The sequence below is a fragment of the Gilliamella sp. B3482 genome, assembly GCF_026536805.1.
In the GTDB taxonomy this organism is placed as follows: Bacteria; Pseudomonadota; Gammaproteobacteria; order Enterobacterales; family Orbaceae; genus Gilliamella; species Gilliamella apicola_E.
The window spans coordinates 46,714-72,209 of record NZ_JAFNNL010000003.1 but is presented as its reverse complement, the minus strand read 5'-3'; the positions used below and the strand labels follow the sequence as shown (position 1 = coordinate 72,209).

Annotated in this window: 22 protein-coding genes, 2 tRNA genes and 1 pseudogene; 10 read left to right on the top strand and 15 right to left on the bottom strand. The window is 33.7% G+C overall.

Going from position 1 to position 25,496, the window contains the following annotated elements; translation table 11 throughout:
• Positions 1–37: 37 nt before the first annotated feature.
• Positions 38–469, bottom strand: coding sequence for a cupin domain-containing protein (locus J3U18_RS05775; RefSeq protein WP_267337585.1), 432 nt, complete (start codon positions 467–469; stop codon positions 38–40).
• 101 nt (positions 470–570) lie between these two features.
• Positions 571–1,191 carry a carboxymuconolactone decarboxylase family protein gene (locus J3U18_RS05770; protein ID WP_267353205.1) on the bottom strand — a complete coding sequence of 207 codons (621 nt, stop codon included), beginning with the start codon at positions 1,189–1,191 and terminating at the stop codon, positions 571–573.
• A gap of 247 nt (positions 1,192–1,438) precedes the next feature.
• Between J3U18_RS05770 and J3U18_RS05765 the strand changes: the two genes are divergently transcribed.
• On the top strand, positions 1,439–2,341 hold the full coding sequence (locus J3U18_RS05765; protein WP_267353204.1) for an AraC family transcriptional regulator: 903 nt from the start codon (positions 1,439–1,441) through the stop codon (positions 2,339–2,341).
• A 283-nt stretch (positions 2,342–2,624) separates the two neighbouring features.
• Here the strand turns inward: J3U18_RS05765 and J3U18_RS05760 are convergent, their stop codons facing one another.
• Together J3U18_RS05760 and J3U18_RS05755 are read right to left on the bottom strand one after the other, a co-directional pair.
• Complete coding sequence (locus J3U18_RS05760) at positions 2,625–3,233, bottom strand: hypothetical protein (RefSeq protein ID WP_267353203.1); 609 nt, start codon at positions 3,231–3,233, stop codon at positions 2,625–2,627.
• Positions 3,234–3,586: 353 nt separating this feature from the next.
• Positions 3,587–3,949, bottom strand: coding sequence for a hypothetical protein (locus J3U18_RS05755; RefSeq protein WP_065562095.1), 363 nt, complete (start codon positions 3,947–3,949; stop codon positions 3,587–3,589).
• Positions 3,950–4,169: 220 nt separating this feature from the next.
• Between J3U18_RS05755 and J3U18_RS05750 the strand changes: the two genes are divergently transcribed.
• Complete coding sequence (locus tag J3U18_RS05750) at positions 4,170–4,493, top strand: YnfA family protein (protein ID WP_267353202.1); 324 nt, start codon at positions 4,170–4,172, stop codon at positions 4,491–4,493.
• Positions 4,494–4,608: 115 nt separating this feature from the next.
• On the opposite strand, the gene J3U18_RS05745 is transcribed toward J3U18_RS05750, so the two are convergent.
• Positions 4,609–4,685: transfer RNA gene (locus J3U18_RS05745), tRNA-Ile, on the bottom strand.
• A 213-nt stretch (positions 4,686–4,898) separates the two neighbouring features.
• Here J3U18_RS05745 and J3U18_RS05740 point away from each other — a divergent pair.
• Positions 4,899–5,258 carry a DUF4156 domain-containing protein gene (locus tag J3U18_RS05740; RefSeq protein ID WP_065563511.1) on the top strand — a complete coding sequence of 120 codons (360 nt, stop codon included), beginning with the start codon at positions 4,899–4,901 and terminating at the stop codon, positions 5,256–5,258.
• A gap of 57 nt (positions 5,259–5,315) precedes the next feature.
• Here the strand turns inward: J3U18_RS05740 and serC are convergent, their stop codons facing one another.
• The 6 genes and pseudogenes from serC to J3U18_RS05710 all read right to left on the bottom strand — a co-directional run bounded on the left by serC (position 5,316) and on the right by J3U18_RS05710 (position 13,038).
• The gene (gene serC, locus J3U18_RS05735) at positions 5,316–6,395 is read right to left on the bottom strand and encodes a 3-phosphoserine/phosphohydroxythreonine transaminase (RefSeq protein WP_267353201.1); all 1,080 of its coding nucleotides are present in this window, start codon (positions 6,393–6,395) and stop codon (positions 5,316–5,318) included.
• Positions 6,396–6,547: 152 nt separating this feature from the next.
• Complete coding sequence (gene argH, locus J3U18_RS05730; RefSeq protein WP_065563513.1) at positions 6,548–7,924, bottom strand: argininosuccinate lyase; 1,377 nt, start codon at positions 7,922–7,924, stop codon at positions 6,548–6,550.
• Between the two features lie 288 nt (positions 7,925–8,212).
• A pseudogene (locus tag J3U18_RS05725) lies at positions 8,213–9,430 on the bottom strand (argininosuccinate synthase); the annotation flags it as partial.
• Between the two features lie 107 nt (positions 9,431–9,537).
• Positions 9,538–10,317, bottom strand: a complete 780-nt coding sequence (argB, locus tag J3U18_RS05720) for an acetylglutamate kinase (RefSeq protein WP_267353199.1) — start codon at positions 10,315–10,317, stop codon at positions 9,538–9,540.
• Between the two features lie 59 nt (positions 10,318–10,376).
• A complete protein-coding gene (gene argC, locus J3U18_RS05715) occupies positions 10,377–11,387 on the bottom strand; it encodes an N-acetyl-gamma-glutamyl-phosphate reductase (RefSeq protein ID WP_267353198.1) in 1,011 nt (336 codons plus the stop codon).
• Positions 11,388–11,574: 187 nt separating this feature from the next.
• Positions 11,575–13,038 carry an aminoacyl-histidine dipeptidase gene (locus J3U18_RS05710; protein WP_065563516.1) on the bottom strand — a complete coding sequence of 488 codons (1,464 nt, stop codon included), beginning with the start codon at positions 13,036–13,038 and terminating at the stop codon, positions 11,575–11,577.
• 150 nt (positions 13,039–13,188) lie between these two features.
• On the opposite strand from J3U18_RS05710, the gene gpt reads away from it, so the two are divergent.
• The 4 genes from gpt to proA all read left to right on the top strand — a co-directional run bounded on the left by gpt (position 13,189) and on the right by proA (position 17,737).
• Complete coding sequence (gene gpt, locus J3U18_RS05705) at positions 13,189–13,719, top strand: xanthine phosphoribosyltransferase (RefSeq protein ID WP_081299561.1); 531 nt, start codon at positions 13,189–13,191, stop codon at positions 13,717–13,719.
• A 22-nt stretch (positions 13,720–13,741) separates the two neighbouring features.
• The gene (gene frsA, locus J3U18_RS05700; protein ID WP_267353197.1) at positions 13,742–14,995 is read left to right on the top strand and encodes an esterase FrsA; all 1,254 of its coding nucleotides are present in this window, start codon (positions 13,742–13,744) and stop codon (positions 14,993–14,995) included.
• A 26-nt stretch (positions 14,996–15,021) separates the two neighbouring features.
• Positions 15,022–16,131: a glutamate 5-kinase gene (proB, locus tag J3U18_RS05695; RefSeq protein WP_065563543.1), complete on the top strand. Its 1,110-nt coding sequence runs from the start codon at positions 15,022–15,024 to the stop codon at positions 16,129–16,131.
• A 352-nt stretch (positions 16,132–16,483) separates the two neighbouring features.
• Positions 16,484–17,737, top strand: coding sequence for a glutamate-5-semialdehyde dehydrogenase (gene proA / locus J3U18_RS05690; RefSeq protein ID WP_267353196.1), 1,254 nt, complete (start codon positions 16,484–16,486; stop codon positions 17,735–17,737).
• Positions 17,738–17,789: 52 nt separating this feature from the next.
• Here the strand turns inward: proA and yegQ are convergent, their stop codons facing one another.
• Complete coding sequence (gene yegQ / locus J3U18_RS05685; RefSeq protein ID WP_267353195.1) at positions 17,790–19,133, bottom strand: tRNA 5-hydroxyuridine modification protein YegQ; 1,344 nt, start codon at positions 19,131–19,133, stop codon at positions 17,790–17,792.
• Between the two features lie 389 nt (positions 19,134–19,522).
• On the opposite strand from yegQ, the gene J3U18_RS05680 reads away from it, so the two are divergent.
• From J3U18_RS05680 to J3U18_RS05670, 3 genes are all read left to right on the top strand, one after another.
• Positions 19,523–20,827, top strand: a complete 1,305-nt coding sequence (locus tag J3U18_RS05680; protein ID WP_220225997.1) for a GntP family permease — start codon at positions 19,523–19,525, stop codon at positions 20,825–20,827.
• Positions 20,828–20,844: 17 nt separating this feature from the next.
• Complete coding sequence (locus tag J3U18_RS05675) at positions 20,845–21,984, top strand: glycerate kinase (protein ID WP_267353194.1); 1,140 nt, start codon at positions 20,845–20,847, stop codon at positions 21,982–21,984.
• 231 nt (positions 21,985–22,215) lie between these two features.
• Positions 22,216–23,364 (top strand): sugar diacid recognition domain-containing protein, encoded by a 1,149-nt coding sequence (locus J3U18_RS05670; RefSeq protein WP_267353193.1) that lies wholly within the window; start codon positions 22,216–22,218, stop codon positions 23,362–23,364.
• Between the two features lie 25 nt (positions 23,365–23,389).
• On the opposite strand, the gene J3U18_RS05665 is transcribed toward J3U18_RS05670, so the two are convergent.
• From J3U18_RS05665 to J3U18_RS05655, 3 genes are all read right to left on the bottom strand, one after another.
• Positions 23,390–23,584, bottom strand: a complete 195-nt coding sequence (locus tag J3U18_RS05665; RefSeq protein ID WP_065734052.1) for a thermostable hemolysin delta-VPH — start codon at positions 23,582–23,584, stop codon at positions 23,390–23,392.
• A gap of 663 nt (positions 23,585–24,247) precedes the next feature.
• On the bottom strand, positions 24,248–24,499 hold the full coding sequence (locus tag J3U18_RS05660; RefSeq protein WP_267353192.1) for a hypothetical protein: 252 nt from the start codon (positions 24,497–24,499) through the stop codon (positions 24,248–24,250).
• A gap of 543 nt (positions 24,500–25,042) precedes the next feature.
• A tRNA-Cys gene (locus J3U18_RS05655) sits at positions 25,043–25,116 on the bottom strand.
• Between the last annotated feature and the right edge of the window lie 380 nt (positions 25,117–25,496).

Sequence of the window (25,496 nt, the reverse complement as noted above, 5' to 3'; positions counted from 1 at the left end):
TCTCTCACATTGAAATTAATGTTTTAAATCTAGTTAATTAGCATAATTTTTGGAAATCTTCTTCAGATACCGCTTCACACCATTCATTATAGGTATCCTCACCCGGCACTTCGATAGCGATATGGCTAAACCATGAGTCAATCTTAGCGCCATGCCAATGTTTTACATTCGCAGGAATGGTGATAACCATACCGGGCTCTAAACTTATTGGCTTATCCCCATATTTTTGATACCAACCGCTACCAGCGGTACATAATAAAATTTGCCCCCCACCTTGTGATGCATGATGAATATGCCAATTATTTCGACAGCCAGGTTCAAATGTGACATTTGCAACTAATAAGGGAGACTTTGCTGTTAATAAATTTAGATAAGATTGACCAATAAAATATTTAGCATAATTTACATTCGGCTCACCCTGTCCAAATAAATTATGTTTTTCAAATTCAGATTGACTGATTATTTTCATAATAACTATCCTCGTCAGGAAATGATTTAAAGCTATCTGTGTAATAAAACTTATTTTGTGAAACATGGATATATTTACTATATCCATTTGGTTGTAATTTTTTATTGGACTTTTACTGCCCGGTTGAATCGTTCAAATTCGTTTTCACCAATTTTTGATTTTAAAATATTCCCAATGCCATCTAATTGAGTGGGAGATACTCCGACATTTTGCGCAATTCGAACATGAGATTTAATCTGACTATCGGCACCTTGCAAGGTTGATAGCGCAGCTAATGTCGCTATCTCTCTATCTTCATAACTTAAAATATCTCGACCAAAAATATCGCCAAAAAGATGGGCTTTTAAAAATTGATCAATAGTAGGTGAAAAATCCATAATGCCACCCGTAACCGGTTTGCCTACAACTTTTGTTTGAATTTTTGTACCCAATTCTAAAGCGCTTAAATTAGTCGGTAATGGTGCCGAAGTAGAACCAACTGTGTCAGTAATGCCTTCTTTTTGACGTTCTTCTAGTAGCGCTTTAAAGGCACTCAAACCATTTAAACTTCTTGGAAAACCTACATAGGCATAAAGTTGAACTAAAATTTCTTTAATTTCATTGATGGTTAATCCTTGATTCAATCCATCAATGAAAGCTTGCTTTAAGCCAATCATATCGCCTTTAGACATAAAAGCGGAAATAGTAACAATCGATCCTTTTTTTGGTGTTAAAATATTCATAGCCTTTGCCCTTAAACAATTAGTTAATACTGCAAACTTTTGCTAACCACCCTAGATTTTGACTATTAAGTGCGACTAAAAATGATAGATAATTTATTAGATGCTGATGCGAATGTATTTCACCTCGTTTTTTATTATTATAAGATCTGCTAATAATATCCAATAGAGCCGATCCTGCCAAAAAGTTGCCTAATCCTATCAGAAATCATATGCTAATAGAGAAATTTAAATAAATAGAGAAATCTCTATGTTAAAAAAAGAAATAAAAAAAATAATGCTAAAAAGAATGCCAACTGTGGGGGATTATCCAACACAAATTAAAAACTTTGGCATTTATAGGCGTGAAGTTGGCAAAAATAAAGATATATGTTTAGAAAATTGTTTTTATCATCCTATGATTACAATGATAATACAAGGTGAAAAAAGCTCTCTGCTCGGCACCAAACTTTATCATTATAAAGAAGGTGATTATCTTATAACCTCGATTGATATTCCAACGATAAATACAATTAAAAAAGCGACGACGAAAGCCCCATTCCTTTCATTGTCACTTTTGATTGATAATAATTTAATTAAAGAGTTATTAATAGAATACCCAGAATTAAATAAACCTTCGCAACAAAGTTTTAATGGTATTATTATCTCAAAGGCGGAAGATGATTTAATCAATGCTTTTTATCGATTGCTTAAGTTGCTGGATAAACCTGAACAAATTTCGGTTTTAGCACCACTAATCATAAAAGAAATTCATTATCTACTCTTAATCGGTCCATTTGGTGAAGCGCTAATATCAATTTGTATGCCAGAAACAAGAAGTTACCGTATTGCGAATACGATAGATTGGCTAAAAGAACATTTTAGAGAGCCGATAAAAATGGAACAATTAGCCAATCAAGCGAATATGTCACTCTCTAGCTTTTATCGTCATTTTAAAAAAGTAACAAGTTTAAGCCCATTGCAGTTTCAAAAACAACTTAGATTACATGAAGGCCGGCGTTTAATGGTCAGCGAGAATATGACTGCGATTCAAGCCAGCTTAAAAGTCGGTTACGAAAGTGCAACACAATTTAATCGAGAATATAAAAACTTATTCAACCAAACACCCTTGCAAGATGTGCTAAAAATACGCAAAGGTTCTCAACGAAGATAAATTAAAGTTGAGGAGTAGTGTTTTTGATTTGGGATTAGTTGAAAATACGGCGGAAATATTAGCTGTTATCGATTTTGTTTCATTTGCTTTTAGTAACTACAGTGGCAATTATTGTTAATTAGTTTCCTAATATTCCTCCTATTTTAAATAAGCAAATAGAGGCTATAAACTGTCAAGAGGCTTAAAAAAAAGCAAGAAATCGGCTGGGTTATTCTGATTGCTGGTATTCAGCTAACAATTATCCTCAACCATCAGCAAACCATTTTAATAGCCACCTTTTTAATTAAACTCCCAGTCTTTCAACATACTCTGAATCCAATTCAAGAACTTTAGTAAAAAAATGACGTAGGCTGTATTCTCTTCCTGCGTATTGAATATAAGATTTAAAGTTTTCAATTTTAAATGTGCGTTCATCTTTGTTTTCAAAACAGTAACCAGTGAAAAAAAGCTCGTTAGATGAATTTATTTGGACTCTATCTAATAATAATTCTTTATTGACGTTGGAATGTTTAAATGAAATCGTAAACAAGTCTGAATTCCATATTGTGGTTAAGTGATTTCTAAAATTATCAGAATCTAATTCTTGCTGTTCGTAATCAACAGAATCTTCAGAATTGGTTGAATAATTGAATGAAGTGTCTTGAGACGATGCTTTTTCTAAATTTAAATTTTTGTGCGCCTTATAATTTAAAAATTTCTTGCCTATTCCACATATTCCTCGAACTAACAAAATCAAACAACAAACAATAAATGAAATAACGGAAATACCGGCTAAAGCAACCATTGTTGGATTTGGAGGCGAATCATCATTAGGAAAAGTAATGATATAGATGGCAAAAATTATTAAACTAAAAATTAAAACCTTCTTCACGGTGATCTTATATGCTCGCATTAGTTATTTCCTATCAAATCAATCTAGCTTTAAATTCATAAAACGCTTGATCGACTATTTTATTCTTTTTCCAAGTTGAACCCTCTTCCAACTTTCTCAACATTCCATCAGAAAATAGATTCATTAAGGTCTAAACGGTACTTAGACCTAATTTTGTGTTAAAACCATAAACATTGATAATCCAATCAATCCCCCCGCTTTTTTAAAAATTGATTTTCATACATGAATTTCTGATTCACTTTTATATATAACAATAAATGAAATTTAATAACAGTATTCTATTTTAAAGTCAATTGGTTACAAATATAACCATTAATGTAATATTTTTTATTGTGAGTACTATTATGAAACATCTACCAAGTTAATTCCTCTTTATCAGCTTTATTGTTTTCTTCATACATCATTAGAATGGTGCTATAACTACACATATCTATACCACTATTACAATAATCTTTAATTACTTGATCCATTATTTTTCTATTTGTGGCCTTAGTTGCTTTTTTAAATGCATCTAAATTCTCTTGCTCCATCATTCTCAAATTGGAAGGTTGGCACATGTCAATTTGTTCACAATAATCTTTCTTTACGTTATCCTTAATATATTCGATAACTTCTTGCTTTTGTGCATCTGAACCATCAAAGTCCATTGGATGAATAAATTTAGCTTGCGCAGCTGTCGAAAATAATATCGAAAGTAATATTGTCTTTTTCAACATAAAATCTCCTTTTTTGACTATTAATTTTAATTAAAAATTTTCTTTGCTACCATAAATCAATCTTACATTTAATTTACTAATTCGATATTAACATAGGTTAATAAATAACGCCCATGTTAAACTTTAAAAATCTATAAAAAACAAAACAGAAATAATGTTCCAACCAATCTAGTATTGTTTATACTAATCTGAAACTTATTAATGATAGCTTAATTTAATTATGATAAAAATTATCGTGTTATTTATATTTACCGCTTTAGCTGAAATTTCAGGCTGTTATTTTGTTTATATTTGGGCTAAAAAAGTGGTTTCTGCCTGGTTTCTTATACCGGCGGCATTATGCCTTATGTTATTTGCTTGGTTACTTACTTTACACCCTGAAGCTAGTGGTCGAATTTATGCAACATATGGTGGTATTTATATAGTAGCTTCCATTATTTGGCTTAAGTTAGTCGATCATGTCAAACTATCAACTTTTGATTTAATCGGCTCCATGATTATCCTACTCGGAACGCTAGTTATTATTTGGGGTTGGAGAACATAAAATTAATTGTTTAATTAAATTGATATATCCTATTCTTTTAATAAAAAAATAAGCCAAGTCTATTAATTAATTTTTAGTAAACATATAAAGTTGAAAGAATTAGATTACATTGAATTGGTGGCCCCTACTGGACTTGAACCAGTGACCAATCGATTATGAGTCGACTGCTCTGACCAACTGAGCTAAGGGGCCGTTTGGATGTGCTACTGACTTAGTAGGGTTGCGATTATAATAGAGTTAAAATTAATTTGCTACATTTAATTAACTAAATAGGTTGATTTGGTTAATTATTAAACTGAAACCTATTATCATTTCATCATTTGTAATAAGCGATATTTTTTAGTTAATTAACCTGCTACAATGTTCTAAATTATTATTACTCGTTATATTGGTTGGGGAAATATTATGTCTATCAAGAAAATTCTTTTTATTAGTGCAGCGTTATCTACTGCATTGTTTTTAAATGGTTGTAGTAGTTCAGATTATCAAGCCACTTCAGCTGGTCGACAAGTTCAGTTTATTGATACTAAACCAGCAGCAAATTGCCAATTTATCGGTAAAGCTGAAGGCCGCCGTAGTACTTTCTTTTCTGGTCTAAAAACCCATAGTGAGTTGATTCGTGATGCAGCTAATGATTTGATGAATAAAGCTGCTGCTATGGGCGGTAATGTGATTTATAACGCACAAGATGCATCGTTACAATATGTTTCAGATATTGCTCCGACAGATGCTGTGATGACTGGTGAAGTCTTTAGTTGTAAATAAGATTGTGTAAAATAGAAAAGGGATACTACTGTATCCCTTTTTTATTTGGCGATATAACTAACCATTTTGTTTTTCAAATTGTTTCATGAAATCTATTAGGTAGTTGACTCCATCAATATCCATTGCATTATAAATCGAAGCCCTCATTCCACCTGCAATTCGGTGACCTTTAATTCCAATGATATTTGCTTGTGTTGCTTCACTAACAAACTTTTTATCGAGATCTTCATTTGGTGATAAGAAGGTGACATTCATGATTGATCGATTAGCAATAGCCACAGTATTACGATAAAAATCGGATTGATCGATAAATTGGTAAAGTAATTTTGCTTTAGCTTGATTTCGTTGCTGCATTGCATTCAATCCACCCAAGCTTTTAATCCATTTAAAGACTAAACCTGACATGTACCAAGCAAATGTAGGTGGTGTGTTAAACATTGAGTCATGATCCATTAAGATTTTATAATCTAACACGGAAGGTAATGCTTTTTGAGCATGTCCAATTAGATCTTCTCGAACAATGACAATTGTGATTCCTGAAGGACCAATATTTTTCTGCGCACCCGCGTAAATAATGCCATAGCGACTTACATCAATCGGTTGCGATAAAATGCAAGATGATAAATCAGCAACTACGATTTTATCCCCAAAATTAGGTTGTTCGAATATCTCGACCCCGTCAATGGTTTCATTAGGGCAATAATGGATATAATCACTGTTATCACTTAGTTGCCATTCGGACATGGGTTTGATTGAGGTTATACCCTGATTTTTAATTGTCACATTTTGTTCAATCACATTACAGTATTTGGTTGCCTCTTTGGCTGCACATTGGCTCCAATAGCCACTGTTAATGTAATCAGCATTTTTTGCCGAAATATTCATTGGCACAGCAGCAAATTGTGCCCTAGCCCCACCTTGGCAAAATAGAATTTTATAATTTTCAGGGACATTTAAAATATCACGAAGATCGTTAGTTGCTTCAATCGCACATGCATCAAAATCTTTACCGCGATGGCTTAACTCCATTACTGATGCGCCGGTGTCGTGCCAATTTAATAATTCAGCTTGTACTTGTTTTAAAACATCTGCAGGAAGTTTTGCTGGGCCTGCACTAAAGTTATAACTTTTATTCATTGCAATTCACTTTCATCCATCTAAAAATTGAAAATCTATTTTTACACTCTATTGAGCGATATACAAACAGATTTTTATCAAAAAAAAGTTGAGGAACGGGGTTTTTGAAGCATAAAAATACCGACAAAAGTCGGTATTTAAAATAAAAAGTACTATAAACAGAGTTGTTTTTTAGCATTGTCGATTGCCAATTTAACTTGTTTAGGCGATACGCCTCCTTTAGCAGATCGTTTAGCTAGACAAGATTCGAGTGATAAAATTGGATAAACGTCATCTTCAATAACATCACTATAGACTTTTAATTCATCCAACGTTAACTCTTCTAATGCTTTTTGCTTAGCTATCGCGCCAACAACGGCTTCACCTACAATGTGATGAGCTTGTCTAAATGGAATACCTTTAGCAACGAGATAATCAGCAAGTTCTGTTGCATTTGAGTAGCCTTGTTTAGCTGCATTTTGGCAATTTTGGTAATTGATTTTAATATCTTCAAGAACTAACGCTGCCATGTCTAAACATTCTTGCCAAGTATCAAGTGCGTCAAATAGATGTTCTTTATCTTCCTGTAGATCTTTATTGTAAGCAAGTGGTAAGCCTTTAAAAGTCATCATGGCGCCAGTTAGTGCACCAACAACTCGCCCTATTTTTCCTCGAATAAGTTCTAATGCATCAGGATTTTTTTTCTGTGGCATTAATGATGATCCTGATGTGACACGATCAGATAGTTCAACAAAATCTGCTTCACCACTATTGAAGATAATTAAGTCTTCTGCAAATCGAGATAAATGCACCATTCCTATAGATGCATTATTGAGTAATTCAAGTACATGATCTCTATCAGATACCGAATCTAAACTATTATTTGTCGCTGTTGCAAAACCTAACCAATCGGCTAACTGATCGCGATCCATTGGATAAGCAGTTCCAGCTAAAGCGCCACAACCTAGAGGGCTTACATCCAAGCGTTTAAGTGTATCTTGTAAACGGCTTTCATCACGTGTTAGCATTTCATAATACGCTAAACACCAATGAGCAAAAGTGACTGGTTGTGCGCGTTGTAGATGGGTATAGCCAGGCATAACTGCATCTTGATGTTGTTCAGCGGTAAGCACTAGGCGTTTTCTGAGTTCATTGATAGCTGTGATAAGATGAGCGATTTCATCTTTACACCATAATTTTAGATCGGTTGTTGATTGATCGTTACGGCTACGACCAGTATGTAATTTTTTACCTAAATCACCGATTTTTTCGATAAGTTTTTGCTCTACCCAACTGTGAATATCTTCCGCATCACTTTGTAGAATCTGTTCTGGGTTTTGCCGTACTGAATCTAATAATTCATTTAAAGCTTTTTCTAATTTTTTTTGTTCATCATAAGATAAAACGTCAACAGTGACCAAAGCTTTAGACCATGCAATTGATCCAATGATATCTTGCTCCGCAAGCCGATAGTCAAAGCGTAGAGAATCATTAAAATGTTTAAATCGTTGATCTGCTGCTTGGCTAAAACGCCCACCCCATAATGCCATAATTACCTCAATTTTTAATCCTAAGCGATTTTAGTTTGATCGCTTTTTTAATAATGATAAATCAATAATACTATAAAAAATATATACAGACCAAAGTCTGTATATATTGTGTTTTATATCTAAGTAAAAAGTGATTAAAACTTACTTTTTAGCTTTGGCTTTCGCTTTCACTTTTGCGTTAGATTTTGGAGCAACTGTCGCTTTAGCATCAGCTTTAGCTACTTTTTTGACTGTTTTTTCAGTTTTTTTAGCTGTATCTTTTTTAACTGTAGCTTTTTTAGCTGGTTGTTTTTTCTTACCTTCATTTAGAGCTCGAATGCGTGAAGATAATGAGAATAAGCGAATAAATCCACCTGCATGACTGTGGTCATAGACTTCATCCTCACCAAAGGTCGCAAATTCTTCACTATATAAGCTATTTGGTGATTTTTTCTGAACTGCTGTTGCATTTCCTTTGTAGAGTTTAACTACAACTTCACCTGTCATATCTTCTGCTAATACATCAGCAGCGGCTTGAATTGAGCGACGATATGGTGCAAACCAACGACCATCATAAACAACGTATGCCATTTCTAAACCAAGTTGTTCACGCCATTTGAAGCTATCACGATCTAAAATTAATTGTTCTAAACCACGTAATGCAGTCATCATGATTGTACCACCAGGGGTTTCATAACAACCGCGAGATTTGATACCCACCAAACGATTTTCAATGATATCAACTCGACCAACACCATGTTTAGCACCAATTTTATTGAGTGTTGCTACGCAGTTATATGGAGAGAGTTTTTTACCATTAACAGAAACGACTTCACCTTTTTCTATACCAATGGTAACATGTTCTGGTTTATTGGGTGCATCTTCTGGTGAGACAGTCCATGCCCAACAATCCGCGTTGGCTTGATTCCAAGTGCTTTCAAGTACACCACCCTCAGTAGAGATGTGCCAAGCATTTTCATCACGACTATAGATTTTTTCAACGGTTGCAGTTGTTGGAATTTTTCGTACTTTTAAGTAATCAATTAAAGCTTCACGCGAACGTAAATCCCATTCACGCCAAGGTGCAATAACTTTAAGTTGTGGTGCTAGAGCTGTATAAGTTGTTTCGAAGCGAACTTGGTCATTACCTTTACCTGTTGCTCCATGACAAAGGGTATCGGCACCAACTTCTAATGCATATTCAACTTGGGCTTTAGCAATAATTGGGCGAGCCATTGAAGTTCCAAGATAATAAGTTCCTTCATATAAAGCGCCAGTTTTTAAAACAGGGTAAACATAATCTTTAACAAATTCTTCTCGTAAATCGACAACTTTACAAGCTACTGCACCAGATGCTTTCGCTTTTTTCTCAACATCTTTTAGCTCTTTAGGATCTTGACCAACGTTAGCGACAAGAGCGTAAACTTCACAACCGCCATAATTTTCTTTTAGCCATGGAATAATAGCTGATGTATCTAATCCACCTGAATAGGCTAAAACCACCTTTTTTGTTGCACTTTTTTTCATGTTATACCCTTTCTTAAATTTACTGACGAAAAAATAAATGATTTAAAGATTAAATTAAGTATATTTAATAAAAAATATACTCAAATAATATACTAACTGATTTATATTTAAGCAATAATTCTTGTACCTGTTATTCCTGATTTTCCATTAAATAATTCAATAAGTTTGTCGGATTCTTTCCAACTAGCTATATCAATTGGTCGCCCAAGTGTTTTTGCTGCTTCGAATGCCGAATTGACTTTGACAATCATGCCATCAGTAATAATGCCTTGTGCGATCAAGTGATCAGCTTCTGCTTGCGTTAATGATTCAATTCGTTGTTTGTTAGCATCTAAAACACCGGTAACATCAGATAATAAAATTAAATCTGCATCTATTGTTTTTGCGAGTGCAACGGCAGCGTGATCGGCATTCACATTCATCATCTTGCCTTGATCTGTAATGCCAATTGAACTAACAATCGGTAAATAACCATTATTAAGCAGTAAATTGATTAAGGTTGGATCACCTATTTCAGCTTCGCCTACATACCCTAACTCTTCAGAAATTTGTTTAACCTTGACACTATCACCATCTGCTAAACAAAGTCCGATACTTGATATTTGTAATTTTTTGGCTTCTGACAATATTGTAGTATTGGCACTACCTGCAAGACTACCTACAATCACATCAATCTGGTCTGCGGGTGTAACGCGTAAACCATTGCGTCGAACTACCGGTAATGAAAGACGATCCATTAAGGCGTCAACAACACTACCACCACCATGAACAATAATTAAAGGCCTATTAAAATTCTTTTTATATTCGCTAATAATAATGAATAATTTACTTAACGCATCTTTGTTATCGAGTAATACACCGCCAAACTTAATAATTAATGGTTTCATTTTTATTCCCTATCCTTTTAAACAAAGTCACTTGATTAATATTATTAACAAATGAGTATTTATAATAAGGCTGTAGTTTCATCAAAGCCAAATCGAATATTCATACACTGTACCGCTTGTGCTGCTGCACCTTTTAATAAATTATCTTCGACTGAAATTAAAATCAAATGTTGCCCTTTTAGTACAAAACCAATATCGCAATATGGCAGATCTATTACTGATTTTAATGCTGGCCAATGTTTTTGGTAAACCCTAATTAACGGTTTATTTTGATAATATTTATTTAATGCGTTACGAATATCATCAGATGTTACGCCTTTCTTTACCATACAGGTAATAGTGGCATGAATGCCTTGTTTGAAACATCCTAGGTGAGGCGTAAAGATAACTTCTTGGCCTAAGTGTGTTGCAATTTCAGGTTGATGACGATGTGTAAATAAGCCATAAGCATGTAAACTCACTTCACAAAATAAATTGTTAGTCGAAGGTTTTCGTCCAGCGCCACTTACACCACTTACAGCATTGATAATAGGCCATTGACTTTTGTCTAACAAATCTTCTTCAATCAACGGTTTTAATGGCAGTTGGGATGCTGTTGGATAACAGCCAGGAACTGCAATCAACTGAGCTTGTTTTATAGCCTCATAATTCCATTCAGCTAATCCATAAACGGCCTTCTCAAGCCACTGTCTATGTTGATGCTCAAAACCATAAAATTGAGTATAAAAAGAGGATGAATTGACACGAAATGCGCCCGATAAGTCGAATACTGTGCATCCTTTGTCTAAAAAATAAGGTGCGATATCGTGACTAACTGAATGTTCTGTTGCTAAAAAAACAATATCAATATCATGAATAAGAGATGAATAGTCAGCGGTTGCAATTAAGGGGAGATCAACTACACCTTTCAATTGAGGATATAAATCATAGTCCGAGATTAACTTTCCACCATCACGACTATTTTCAGATACGGTTAACGCGACTAACTCAATATTTGGATGCTTTGTTAAATAATATGCTAGTTTTGCACCTGCATAACCACTTGCTCCGACAACTATTGCTTTTAACATACCTTTCCTTATCTATCACTAAGTTTTTTTTGGTAGTATAGTAGGCTTTCTGAAAAAACAAAGCAAGCATAAAATGCATTTTTATTCACTTTTAGTGAATTTATTTTCAAGTTAGTCGATCTTTAGTAAAGCTAATAAGTCGGATGATTCCTCCTCTCTAATCAATCAAAAGGAGGAACCGTAATTTTTATTTCAAATAACAAGCCGATTTTAAGATCGCAATTAGTAGTTCCCAATAACGATATACACTATGAATATTAACTTTTTCATCAGGTGAATGAGGTGAAACTATAGTTGGTCCAATTGAAATCATATCCATATATGGATAAGACTGTTTAAATAAACCACATTCTAAACCAGCATGGATCACCATAATTTTTGCTTGCTTTGAAAAAATCTCTAAGTACTTATCTTTAGCTAATTGTAGTAGTCTAGAATTCAAATTAGGTTCCCAACCTGAATAACCACCACTGATTTCATAATTGGCATTCACTAATTGGCTTAATGATATTAAGGTTGAAACAACTGCATCTTTCGCGCTATCAACTTGAGAACGAATTAAAAAGTTTACACTTAACTGATTGTCACTAATATTGACTATGCCTAGATTTAAAGAAGTTTCAACCACACCATGGATCTCTTTGCTCATGCTGACAACACCATTAGGCGCAGTGTTTAAAATATTGATGATTTTGTTTTGTTGATCAATCGCGATAACTCTTTTAACTTTATCCGTTTTCACTTCTTTTAAAGTTAATTCAATATCTGGTTCAATCTGTCTAAATTCATTTTGTAATACAGATTGATATTGTTTAACAATTGCTTCTAACTTAGGCAAATCTTGCTTGCTTAAAGTTAATTCAGCAAAAGCTTCACGAGGGATTGCATTACGTAATGAACCGCCTCGAATGTCAGCTAATCTAAATGAGATATCTTGTGCGTATTGAGCTAGCAATCTTGCCATTAATTTTATGGCATTCCCTCGCCCAAGATGGATATCACAACCTGAATGTCCACCTTTCAAACCTTTTAGAGAAAGTTGTACATAGCAATCGTGAATCTCCGGCATAACCGCGTATGTAATTGTAAAATTCATTGAGAAGTCTATACCGCCTGCACAACCAGTAAATATCTCACCTTCATCTTCAGAATCAGTATTAATAAGATAACGGCTTTTTAACCAATTCGGTTGAAGACCAAAAGCACCATGCATACCAGTCTCTTCAGAAGTCGTAACTAAAACTTCAAGAGGACCGTGTTCGACAGATGGATCAATTAATACAGCTAGAGCAGATGCAAGCCCTACACCATTGTCAGCACCTAATGTTGTACCTTTTGCTTTAACCCATTCATCGTCTATATAAGCTTGGATTGGATCAATTAGAAAATCATGCTCTGTACCTTCGTTTTTTTGAGGAACCATATCCATATGGGCTTGTAAAGCAATAGATGGGCAATTTTCCATACCTTTAGTTGCGGTTTTGCTTAGTAAAATGTTTCCAGCCTTATCAAGCTGACAATCAATGTGATGAGTTGCTGCAAAATCGACAATATATTTGGTTATCATTTGTTCATGATGAGAAGGATGGGGAATGTTACAAATATCATTAAAAATCTGCCAAACAAATTTTGGATTTAGGGTTGATAGCATAATTTATCCTCAGTATTAGCTAGGTAACAAATTAATCAGTGGTTTTTTTTATCTAATCACTCTATAATAAGGTGCAATTTTACATCTATTTCAAGTCCATTAATATTAATTTATTAAATTCGTTTATTCGATTAAAATTGCAGGTTACACATGTCAATAGAACAAACTTTAACAGAAGAAGAAATCAAAGCCAAAAAACAGCATAAAGCAGAGCTCATCGCTGAAAAGAAAAAATTCAACGTTACTTGGGAAATGCTTCAAGCTTATGGTCGTCAACTTTCTGAAAGATTATTACCCGCCAAACAATGGAAAGGCATCATTGCCGTTAGTCGTGGAGGCTTAGTTCCTGCGGCTATTCTAGCTCGTGAACTTAGCATTCGTTATGTCGATACCGTTTGTATTTCAAGTTATGACCACGATCATCAACGTGAAAAACTAATTTTAAAAGAAGCGAAAGGTGATGGAGAAGGCTTTATTGTTGTTGACGATTTAGTTGATACCGGAAGCACAGCTCATACTATTCGTGAAATGTATCCAAAGGCTCACTTTGTAACTATTTTTGCTAAACCTGCTGGCAAACCATTAGTTGATGATTATGTTGTCGATATCGCTCAAGATACTTGGATCGAACAGCCATGGGATACTGGCGTTATGTTTGTTAAGCCACTTAGTGATCATTAATAATTAATTTAATAAGGTTGCTATGACTGAAAACCTTTCTGAAAAGATATTTAAACCACAATATGATTATCCTGAAACATCATCGCTAATCAATCGGTTAGATAATAGCGATGGTAGCAGTATTAGTCCATTTGATGGTGAAGTAGATTCAAAATGGTACCGAATCATTAATCCTATCCTATGGTTTTGGCGTGGCTTACCGAAATTGGAAATCGAAGAAGTTTTATCGCAAATCGCAATTTCGACTAAACGTCATACCAATGAAAAGTGGTTAGATTCGGTTATTGGTTATCAACCTGGCAATTGGATTTATGAGTTTTTAAATCAAGCTGCAAAATGGCAAGCTAAAGCGGATTCATTAGATCAATCTGACTTATCTGAAGAAGCAAAAAATAACTTACATCAAGATTATTTAATTGCGAGTGAATTTGCTAGTATTGCTAGCTATCCTCATTTTAAAAATGATGAGCTTGCCATGTATGCACAAACTTGTGCATATCAATCTTATATAAAAGCACTTGAGTTTTCGCCTTACACGACAAAACAGATAGAATTTAAAGTTGAAAATCGCAGTGTTAAAACAATTTTACATTTACCTAAGAACTGTGATGGCGTATGCCCTGTCGTGTTAGTCTGTAATGCATTAGGTAATTTACAAATCGACTATTATCGCTACTTTAGTGAATACCTAGCGCCACAAGGTTTTGCAATGCTAACAGTAGATTTGCCAACAGTGGGCTTTAGTCGAAATTTTGTATTAACACAAAATAGTAGCCAAATTCATCAAGCTATAATTGAACAACTAGCGACAGTACCTTGGGTTGATAGCAATCGTGTAATTGTGGCAGGATTCCGTTTTGGTTCACACATTGCTACACGTCTTGCTTATTTAATGCCAAATAAAATAAAAGGACTTTTCAACTTTACACCTTTTGTACATCAAATATTTGTTGATAAAACCTTACAACAAAATCTACCAAATTGTTATAAGGATATGCTAGCTTGTCGATTAGGTTTAACATCAGTTTCAAATCAGCAGTTAGCTGCTGAATTAAATTACTTTTCTCTAAAAAACCAGGGATTATTAACTCATTCTTGTCCTGTGCCAATTATGAATGTCATCTTTGAAGATGATAAGTTAAGTAATTTAACTGAAGCAAAATTAATTCAATCTTCAAAGCAAAGCAAAATTGTGACTATTCCTAAAACACCATTACAAAAAGGCTTACAAAATACCTTAACTCAATCAGTTAAATGGATGGAATCTATTTTGTAAGAGATGATTTAAATAAGATTATTGCTATGACTAATAAAAAAAAGCAAACTGTCGTTATTAAGTTAGGTACCAGTGTTTTAACTGGTGGAACTAAACAGTTAGATCGTGCTCGAATAGTTGAACTGATTCGGCAATGTTCTTATTTACATCAAATTGGTCACAAAATTATAATAGTTACATCGGGAGCAATTGCTGCTGGTCGAGAATATCTAAACTTCCCTAACCTTCCAAATACTGTTGCATCAAAACAATTACTTGCTTCTGTTGGACAAAGTAAACTTATCCAGCTTTGGGAACAGCTGTTTTCAATATATAAAATTTTTATTGGACAAATGTTACTGACACGAGCTGACTTAGAAGATCGTGAACGCTTTTTAAATGCACAAGATGTTCTAAAAGCGATGCTAGATAATCATATTGTGCCTGTCATCAATGAGAATGACGCCGTAGCTACAGCCGAAATTAAAGTGGGTGATAATGATAACCTATCAGCACTAGCGGCAATTTTAGCGGAAGCCGATAAACTCATATTACTTACAGATATTGAAGGATTATATACTGCCGATCCAAGATCTGATACCAATGCTCAATTAATAAAAGAAGTTTCTCATATTGATGAAAGTTTACGAAACATAGCTGGTGATAGTGTTTCAGGGCTGGGAACCGGTGGTATGAGCACAAAAATTCAAGCAGCTGAAGTAGCAGGTAGTGCAGGAATAGAAGTAATAATTGCCGCTGGGAATAAAGAAAATGTGATTATTGATGCAGTCAATAATCAATCGGTAGGCACGCGTTTTTTACCACAGAAAACCCCATTAGAGCATCGTAAGCATTGGCTATATGGTGCACCTAATGCAGGGAAGGTATTAGTTGATGATGGTGCTATAAATGCTATTTTGAATAATGGTAGTTCGCTCTTACCAAAAGGAATTATAGCGGTTGAAAAAGATTTTTCGCGGGGAGAAGTAATAAATATCTGTGATAAGTCAGGAAAACAAATCGCACGAGGTGTAAGCCGTTATAATAGTGATGCGCTAAAACAAATAGCAGGACATCACTCACAAGAAATTAGTCAAATTATTGGCTATGAATATGGATCTGTAGCCGTACATCGTAATGATATGATTATCAAATAATAAGGAGGTTAAATGGAACTAGCTATAGATGGCGTAATAGTCAACTGGTTAGGTGTATTAATTGTTTACTAGAATTCACTATACAACTCAAGTTATCGAATATATCTCAGCTTGCTTTTAAGCTTCATAATTGACAATCGCCTGAAAAATACATTATTGTTGGAATAAATTGATTCCTATTAGCAAAATTTGTTTAAGGTGACAGCTCATACCTCTTTAACTCTATTATTTATTCTATATGTTTTATAAATAAGAATTAGAGTGGGATGTATAATATCATTAGATAAATTATTTTTTAGAGAATCTGTATTCTGTCAAACACAGTGTGAGTAAAATCTATTAAGGTTAAGCAATGATAAACCAAATTGGAAAGTTAGCAAAACAAGCCTCATATCAATTAGCACAATGCCCAACTAAAATCAAAAATCAGGCTTTAATTAGTATTGCTGATTTATTGGAGCAAAGCTCTCAAAGCATTTTAGAGGCGAATCAAAAAGATATTGCTATAGCAAAAAATCAAGGATTAAGTGAGGCAATGCTTGATCGTTTATTATTAACGCCAGAGCGATTATCCTCTATTGCTAATGATGTTCGCAAAGTTGTCTCCTTAACCGATCCTATTGGGCAAATTATCGATGGGTCAGTTTTAGAGAACGGATTAAAGTTACAACGTCACCGAGTTCCGCTGGGTGTAATTGGTGTAATATATGAAGCCCGCCCTAATGTTACTATAGATATTGCTGCTCTTTGTTTAAAAACAGGAAATGCAGCGATACTTCGTGGTGGAAAAGAAACGGTTAATACTAATGCAGCTATCATATCCATTATCCAACAAGCATTAAATCAAGCCGGCTTACCTGAAACTGCTATTCAATCAATCGATAATCCTGATCGTAAATATATCAATGAGTTACTCAAACTTGATAAATATGTAGATATGATTATTCCTCGAGGCGGTGAGGCTCTACATAAACTTTGCCGTGAACATTCAACCATTCCGGTCATAACTGGCGGTATTGGAGTTTGCCATATCTTTGTCGATGAAAGTGCAGATTTTGACGCAGCTTTTTCAATCATTCTAAATGCGAAAACTCAACGACCAAGTACATGTAACTCTGTAGAAACATTACTCGTACATACTGAAATTGCAAATACTTTTCTGCCTAAACTTAGTCAAATTATGGCTGATAATCACGTCATATTACATGCTGATCCTGATGCTTATAAAATTTTAAATTCAGGCGTAGCAAATCTATTTCCAGTAGAAGATGACGAACTTAGACAAGAGTGGCTTTCCAAAGATCTGAACATAGTGATTGTTGATTCACTTGAATTAGCAGTTGAACATATTCGGGAATATGGAAGTGGCCATTCAGAAGCCATTCTAACTCGAAGTCTACTTAATGCAGAGCAATTCATTAAGCTAGTTGATGCGGCTGCAGTTTATGTTAATGCATCAACTCGATTTACGGATGGCGCACAATTTGGTTTAGGTGCCGAAGTTGCTGTCAGTACTCAAAAATTACATGCCAGAGGACCAATGGGTTTAGAAGCATTAACAACTTATAAATGGATTGGTTATGGTGAAGATTTAATCCGTCAATAATGATATTAGCTAACTGTTTATAAATTCAAACAGTTAGCTAAATAGAGATGGACTAATCAAAATTACGCATTAAAAGCGCATAATTTAAATCGATATCTTCAGCTACCGGAATATAAACAATATGGCCATCACCGAGTCCAGCAGGAACAGGTTGGCCTTTTTTATTTTCCATTCGTTCAATAATGAACGTTGTGTTACCTTTTGGTGTCATCATCTCAACACTATCACCTACTGAAAATTTATTTTTCACAATAATTTCAGCTAATCCATTTAAACGTTGACCACTAAACTCACCAACAAACTGTTGTCTATCTGACACTGAATGGCTATGAACATAGTTCTGCATATCTCCATGTTTATGACGACGCAAAAAGCCTTCGGTGTATCCTCGATGAGCGAGTGAATCAAGTTCAGTTAATAAACGAGGATCAAATGGCTTACCTTCACTCGCTGCATCAATAGCTTGACGATAAACCTGAGCGGTTCTAGCGCAGTAATAAAAGGATTTTGTCCGCCCTTCAATTTTTAATGAATGTACGCCAATTTTCGTCAAATCTTCAACTAATTCAACCGCTCTTAAATCTTTGGAATTCATGATATAAGTTCCATGTTCATCTTCAAAAGCTTGCATATATTCGCCAGGTCGACCTGATTCTTCTAACATAAAGACTTGATCTGTTGTTGTGCCAATGCCCAAAGTCGGTTCAATTTGCTTTACAGGAATTGGTTCATATTTATGTACTATCTGCCCTACTTCGTCCTCCTTACCTTCGGACACTTTATATTCCCAACGACAAGCATTGGTACAAGTTCCTTGGTTAGAGTCACGTTTGTTAATATAACCAGATAATAAACATCGTCCTGAATAAGCCATACAAAGCGCACCATGAATAAAAACTTCAAGTTCCATCTCGGGTACTTTTTCACGAATTTCTTTTATTTCGTCAAGAGACAACTCTCGTGATAATACAACGCGAGTTAATCCAATATTGTGCCAAAATTTTACTGTTGCCCAGTTAACGGCGTTTGATTGTACAGACAAATGAATTTCCATTTCAGGAAAATGCTCACGTACCAACATAATTAAGCCAGGATCAGACATGATAAAAGCATCAGGCTTCATATTTACTATAGGCTCTAAATCTCGAATAAAGGTTTTCAGCTTTGAATTATGGGGAGCTATATTTACAACTACATAAAATTTTTTGCCTTGTGCATGTGCTTCATTAATTCCAATCGCTAAGTTTTCATGATTGAATTCATTATTTCGAACACGCAAACTATAGCGTGGTTGACCAGCATAAACTGCATCTGCCCCATAGGCAAAAGCATACCGCATATTTTTAAGCGAACCAGCAGGAGAAAGTAATTCTGGTTTTGAATATAAATTTGTCATAAAAAAATGCCTCTGATTTCAAGTCAGTATTACCCTATTAGGTAATAGATTAAGCAAAATAGGATGGGCATTTTACGCTTTAGCTATATGATTGGCAAATTAATTGTATTTACAATAAGAAACAGAAAAATCACAATAAGAAACAAAAATTTCTCAAATCTAATTTTATCGCCTAATTTTAATTAAGCTGTTGACCAAGATTTTTATAAAATTAGATATGTAAAACGCACTAAATTTGTGATGAAGATCACATAACGCTATTATAAAGCCCAATATTTTTTTGTTTTTATAGCTCACATTTGTGCAAAACCACATAGATAGCAAACTAATTCGATAATAAAATTAGCGCAATATTTTTTAATAGTCATAAAAACATGAGGAAAATTTAAATGACTGAACTCATTAGTTGGTATGGAGCTATAATAGGACTTTTTCTTGCAATTTTTCTTATATTACGTGGAATAAACCCAGTCTATTCGCTATTTTTTGGGGCGATAATTGGTGCTTTCATTGGTGGAGCAAACCTAATACAAACTGTCACGATTTTAACTACTGGTACACAAAGTATTATGGGCACGGTGATTAGAGTATTAGCTGCGGGTATTCTAGCAGGGGTAATGATGGAATCAGGCGCAGCGGAAACTATTGCTCAAGCTGTTGTTAGAAAATTAGGTGAGAAAAAAGCATTACTCGCTTTAGCATTAGCAACAGGTATTATTACTGCATCAGGCGTATTTATTCCAGTTGCTGTATTAATCGTTGCACCTATTGCTTTATCAGTTGGTAATAAAATGGGAATTTCTCGATTAGCCTTATTATTAGCGCTTTCTGGTGGTGGTAAAGCTGGGAATATTATATCACCTAACCCAAATACCATCGCTGTTGCCAATGGTTTCAATTTAAGCTTAAGTGATGTGATGATAGCAGGTTTTATTCCTGCTCTATTTGGTTTAATTGCAACTGTCGTTATCGCTTCATTGATAAAAAATAAAGGAGATAAAATTGCTAACGACGAAGTCGTTGCATTACAAAAAAATGATGCTGAACAGAAAAATAAAAATCCATCATTAGGTAAAGCAATCGTTGCTCCTGTAACAGCAATCCTTCTATTAATGATTAGCCCTATAGGCAATATTTTCCATATTGAAGCACTAGCTAATTTAAAGATTGATGCATTATATGTGCTTCCTGTAGCAGGGATCATCGGCATGTTAGCAATGGGACAACATCGTAACATTGCAATGTATACCAAATCTGGGATTGAAAAAATGACACCAACAGTACTTATTCTTGTCGGTGCTGGTGCTATTGCAGGTTTGATTGGTTCATCAAACTTAGCAGCTCAAGTTATCAATATCATTGATTCAATGGGAATTTCTGGTTATTACTTATCACCAATTTCAGGTGTCTTAATGGCAGCAGCTACAGCATCAACTTCAACAGGTGTAATTTTAGCAACAGGTACATTTGGTTCAACCATCACAGATTTAGGAATACCAGCTATTAGTGCAGCTGTTATGATGCATACAGGTGCAACAGTTATTGATTCATTACCGCAAGGAAATTACTTTCATGTAACTGGCGGTAGTATGAATATGACAATTAAACAACGTATGAAATTAATTCCATATGAAGCGATGGTTGGTGGAACAATGACAATTATTGCCATAATTTTCTATCAGTTTATTATGTAATATTAAGAGTAATTTTTATGAAACAGAAAACATTTGTCCTTGCTCCTGACTCATTTAAAGAAAGCTTAACAGCAAAGGAAGTGTGTCAAGCAATGGAGTCAGGTTTAAAAAAGGTATTTCCAGATGCCAAATATATTCATGTCCCAATGGCCGATGGTGGTGAAGGTACAACACAATCACTAGTCGATGCGACTAATGGAACCTTACATGCTTGTGAAGTTACTGGTCCACTTGGTAACAAAGTGACGGCTTATTATGGAATCCTAGGAGATAACACCACTGCAGTCATTGAAATGGCCTCAGCAAGTGGTATCCATCTTGTTACCAAAGAACAACGTAATCCATTAATTACTACAACCTTTGGTACAGGTGAATTGATTCTTGCCTGCTTAAAACAGGGTATTAAAAAAATTATTTTGGGTATTGGCGGTAGCGCGACAAATGATGGTGGAGCCGGAATGGCACAAGCCTTAGGCGTAAAGCTTTACGATAAAAACAACCAACTACTCCCTAAAGGTGGAGGAGCATTAGGCAATTTAGCTAGAATTGATATGTCTGAAGTAAATCCTCAACTTGATAGAGTAGAATTTATTGTTGCAAGTGATGTTACCAACCCACTCTGTGGTGAAAAAGGTGCTTCAAGAGTATTTGGACCACAAAAAGGAGCAACCCCTGAGATGGTTGAACAATTGGATGCGAACTTACAACATTATGCATCAATCATAAAATCTCAGTTAAATAAAGATGTTGCGACTATTCCTGGTGCTGGTGCTGCTGGCGGATTAGGGGCAGGATTAATGGCATTTACCAATAGTAAAATGGAAAAAGGCATCGATATTGTTATCAAATATAGTAATTTAGAAAACCAATTAATTGGTGCCGATTTTTGTTTTACAGGAGAAGGTGGAATTGATTTTCAAACCAAATTTGGAAAAACGCCTTATGGTGTTGCACAAACTGCCAAAAAACACAATATTCCAGTTATTGCATTAGCAGGAATGATTGGTGAAAACATCGAAGAACTTTATCCAGAAGGAATTAATGCCATTTTTGGAATTATCCCATCTCTATCTAAGATTGAAGATTTATTGGCTGATGGATTCAAAAATATTGAACGAACCAGTGAAAATATTGGTCGCTTAATTAGTATTACTTAACTTTAACATTTTTAGACACTAACAAACAAAAGCATGGGGAAATAAAGAGGCTATTCTTTATTCCCCAATTATTATCTAATTAAACATAAATAAATCTTAATCTTAAAGTAACAGACCTAAAGTCTGCTATAATTAAAAAGTTTTAACACGATCTCAACAAGAATTATAGTAATAAAATTAGAATCAATAAGTTATAAATTAGAACTTGTTAATAATATAAGGTTTATCGCTATGAAATCGCAAAGCATCTCACCAATACTTGCTCAATATATTGTTGATAAAACTATGAAAATCATCAACTGTAATGTCAATATAATGAATAATCATGGTGAAATTATAGGTAGTGGTGATACACAACGTATTGGCGAATTACATGAAGGTGCAGTGTTAGCAATATCACAAGGCAGGGTTGTTACCATTGACAATCCAACTGCAAAAAAACTTAAAGGTGTTAAACCTGGTGTTAATTTTCCATTAAAACTAAAAAAAGAAATTGTTGGCGTTATTGGCGTAACAGGTGAACCAGCACAAATAATCCAATTTGCTGAACTTGTTAGTATGACAGCAGAGATGATAATGGAACAAGCATTATCATTCAATCAACAATCTCAAGAGAATCGGTTAAAAGAAGAGTTTATATTATCAGTAATTCAATCAGATAAAACGCTTTCAAATATAAATGAATGGAGTCGAAAATTAAATATTGACTTATCGTTAGCTTATGTTGCTGTTATTATTGAAATCGAGAGTGGTCAGCTAGGAATTCAAACAGCAATGGAGGAGTTACAACAAATCCGAAATGAACTCGAAACACTAACCAAACTAGTGGCCATAAAGTCACTAACCGAAATTGTTATATTACTACCTGCTTTAAATAAGTTTAACCGATGGGATTTTTCAGAACATAAAACAAAACTAGAAAAACTAGTTAGCCATACAAAATTGCTTAGTCAATTTGCAATAAAAATATCTTTAGGGAAATATTTTCATCAAGGAAACGACACAATAGCAAGATCTTATCAAACAGCTAAAACAGCTTTAGAAATCGGTAAAAAAAGATTACCAGAATGCCGTAACTACTATTATCAAGATCTTATCTTACCGGTTTTATTAGATGGTTTAAATCAAGATTGGCAAGCTGAAGAATTACTTTCCCCTTTAAATAAATTAAAAGCATCTGATACAAATGGTTTATTGCAAAACACGCTTGAAACTTGGTTTTTTAATAACTTACACAATAGCAATACTGCCAAAAATCTATTTATACATCGCAATACACTTGAGTATAGATTGAATAATATTGCCAAACTGACTGGATTAGATTTATCGAAATTTGATGATCGTGTACTGCTTTATATTGCACTACAACTCGATAAATAACCTTAAATTTTTAAATATAATTAAATTATTCATCACCAGCTTCAATAAGCGGCAAATACTCTTGCCAGCGATATTCTCTTATCGGCATTGGATTTGAATTCTCAAAATATAAAACTAGTGCTGGTTTGATACCATTCCAATTATCAACAAACTCATATCGAGTAAGAAAACCCTCTTTTATCAATTTTTTGGCTTTAGCGTGATAATTAAAATAACTCATAATTTATATTATCCTAATTATTGATAAAAATTATAAAAAAACCGCAAGTTAATCAATTTTGAATTTTAAATGATAAATCTTCATTGAAGATATAAAGTGAACTTTTAAAAATAAAAATCTGAATTATGGCTAAAAGTGCTAACCACAAAGATTTAATAAAAATAAAATGCAACGGCTTAATTTAGTTTATTAATAATATGGCAAATTCCGATTATCGAGCAATATCAAATAATAAGATATAAATAAATATTACATAAAACCATTAATGAATTTTTTAACCTAATGAATTATATAATGATTTTTAAATAAATTGGATTAAGGTTGGTATCTCTACCACTAATTTATAGCAACTTAGTTTTATTATAGAAATTTTAATTAATTAAAACATTGACGTTAATGTAGACGAGTCCCCTAGTCGAGGTAGACGGATTTTCAATTTGTTATAATTTTAATTCTTACATACCCTAACATTTTTTCAATTCGCCTCAACGTTGTTAGAGTAAATCTTTTATAACTAAATATCAGTTTTTGACAAATTTAATTAATTTCATTAAATAAGCACAAAAAAAACAGGCCACCTTGTGTGAGATTTTTATTACTCATAATTTTCACTCAAATAACTAACTTTTAGAAATATTACTGATCAACTGTTAATATAATAATTTATCTATAGCTTGAAAACGTTTGACGAATTATTAAATAGTTCACAAGACTAAACCCCCCAATTCTGGGAGTATACGTATTAAAATATTCATTGGATCCGGTTATACTGATTCCATTTAAAGAGCAATCCATTAAGCAATCAATATAATCTCTATGTGTGCTTTTATTGATTCGATTTTCATTATCATCTGTATCATTCACTAAAGAAAAATCCATTTTAAAAGCCTTATCTTCATTTTTTAATTTACTCATCTTTATCCCTTATTTTTCAGTCCATTATATGATTCATTTTTTATTACGTTCTTAGGTATTCTACTTACCGAGGTATATAGGAAAGCGATTTGATAATGCTTTATATTAAATATATCACCGGTTTATCCCTATGTATATAGGGAACACCCTTATTATAACTTATTGTTTATTAATTAAAATAGCAAGGCATAAAATTCTACCAATTTTTTTGATGTTTTTTTAATCAGATGACACTTAAACCTCAACCGGTTAAATCTATAATTTTATCAATGTGTTAAATGAAATTAATAAAGAGTTTTGTATACTACCCGTTTTTGTGGTTTTTGTTGGTACCAAGCAATATTTTGTTGGTTAATAGTTCATAGCCTATAGTAAGCTCACGAACATCTAATGTCGCGTTACTTTTATCTTTGATAATTTTAAACATGAAGAAAAGAGAATTTTAAAAAACTTCTTGTGGATTGGATACATTAACCCAATACTATTAATAAAAAATTTAGCCTATATTGTTTTATGAGCAAAATAAAATTCTTGGGATTTTAATGGAGGCGCGTCCCGGAGTCGAACCGAGGTAGACGGATTTGCAATCCGCAGCATGGCCACTCTGCCAACGCGCCGTAGAGGTCTATCTGAATAGGTGGCAAATATTAGCATTGGCTTACTCTATCGTCAAGGTTAAATAGGTTATAAATACAGCAGTCGTAGCGATTATTTCAATTGTCCTATATTTAGGACATTAATAAAAAATTTAAAATCACCTACGTCAAGATAAATTATTGCAAAAAAAAGTTGAGGAACGGGGTTTTTGAGTTTAAAAATCGACTTTATACGTAAAAAATTACCTTTTTATATGCCTAGAAATAAAAAGAATATAATTCGTATTATAGATTCCACATTTTTAAAATAATATTTATTTTTGTATAGAAATTGATTTATCACTTGATAATTGACCGTATTTAGTATAAAAATAGCGCTGCATTTAACAATATATTTTTAA

Bases quoted from the DNA above. Each gene is read 5' to 3' on its own strand.
- J3U18_RS05665 (WP_065734052.1), bottom strand. From the start codon at position 23,584: ATGAGTTATTTTAATTATCACGCTAAAGCCAAAAAATTGATAAAAGAG.
- J3U18_RS05755 (WP_065562095.1), bottom strand. From the start codon at position 3,949: ATGTTGAAAAAGACAATATTACTTTCGATATTATTTTCGACAGCTGCG.
- argC (WP_267353198.1), bottom strand. From the start codon at position 11,387: ATGTTAAAAGCAATAGTTGTCGGAGCAAGTGGTTATGCAGGTGCAAAA.
- J3U18_RS05750 (WP_267353202.1), top strand. From the start codon at position 4,170: ATGATAAAAATTATCGTGTTATTTATATTTACCGCTTTAGCTGAAATT.
- J3U18_RS05660 (WP_267353192.1), bottom strand. From the start codon at position 24,499: ATGAGTAAATTAAAAAATGAAGATAAGGCTTTTAAAATGGATTTTTCT.
- frsA (WP_267353197.1), top strand. From the start codon at position 13,742: ATGACTGAAAACCTTTCTGAAAAGATATTTAAACCACAATATGATTAT.
- J3U18_RS05770 (WP_267353205.1), bottom strand. From the start codon at position 1,191: ATGAATATTTTAACACCAAAAAAAGGATCGATTGTTACTATTTCCGCT.
- J3U18_RS05710 (WP_065563516.1), bottom strand. From the start codon at position 13,038: ATGCTATCAACCCTAAATCCAAAATTTGTTTGGCAGATTTTTAATGAT.
- argH (WP_065563513.1), bottom strand. From the start codon at position 7,924: ATGGCATTATGGGGTGGGCGTTTTAGCCAAGCAGCAGATCAACGATTT.
- J3U18_RS05670 (WP_267353193.1), top strand. From the start codon at position 22,216: ATGAAATCGCAAAGCATCTCACCAATACTTGCTCAATATATTGTTGAT.
- J3U18_RS05775 (WP_267337585.1), bottom strand. From the start codon at position 469: ATGAAAATAATCAGTCAATCTGAATTTGAAAAACATAATTTATTTGGA.
- proB (WP_065563543.1), top strand. From the start codon at position 15,022: ATGACTAATAAAAAAAAGCAAACTGTCGTTATTAAGTTAGGTACCAGT.
- J3U18_RS05680 (WP_220225997.1), top strand. From the start codon at position 19,523: ATGACTGAACTCATTAGTTGGTATGGAGCTATAATAGGACTTTTTCTT.
- J3U18_RS05765 (WP_267353204.1), top strand. From the start codon at position 1,439: ATGTTAAAAAAAGAAATAAAAAAAATAATGCTAAAAAGAATGCCAACT.
- J3U18_RS05760 (WP_267353203.1), bottom strand. From the start codon at position 3,233: ATGCGAGCATATAAGATCACCGTGAAGAAGGTTTTAATTTTTAGTTTA.
- yegQ (WP_267353195.1), bottom strand. From the start codon at position 19,133: ATGACAAATTTATATTCAAAACCAGAATTACTTTCTCCTGCTGGTTCG.
- gpt (WP_081299561.1), top strand. From the start codon at position 13,189: ATGTCAATAGAACAAACTTTAACAGAAGAAGAAATCAAAGCCAAAAAA.
- proA (WP_267353196.1), top strand. From the start codon at position 16,484: ATGATAAACCAAATTGGAAAGTTAGCAAAACAAGCCTCATATCAATTA.
- serC (WP_267353201.1), bottom strand. From the start codon at position 6,395: ATGAATAAAAGTTATAACTTTAGTGCAGGCCCAGCAAAACTTCCTGCA.
- J3U18_RS05675 (WP_267353194.1), top strand. From the start codon at position 20,845: ATGAAACAGAAAACATTTGTCCTTGCTCCTGACTCATTTAAAGAAAGC.
- argB (WP_267353199.1), bottom strand. From the start codon at position 10,317: ATGAAACCATTAATTATTAAGTTTGGCGGTGTATTACTCGATAACAAA.
- J3U18_RS05740 (WP_065563511.1), top strand. From the start codon at position 4,899: ATGTCTATCAAGAAAATTCTTTTTATTAGTGCAGCGTTATCTACTGCA.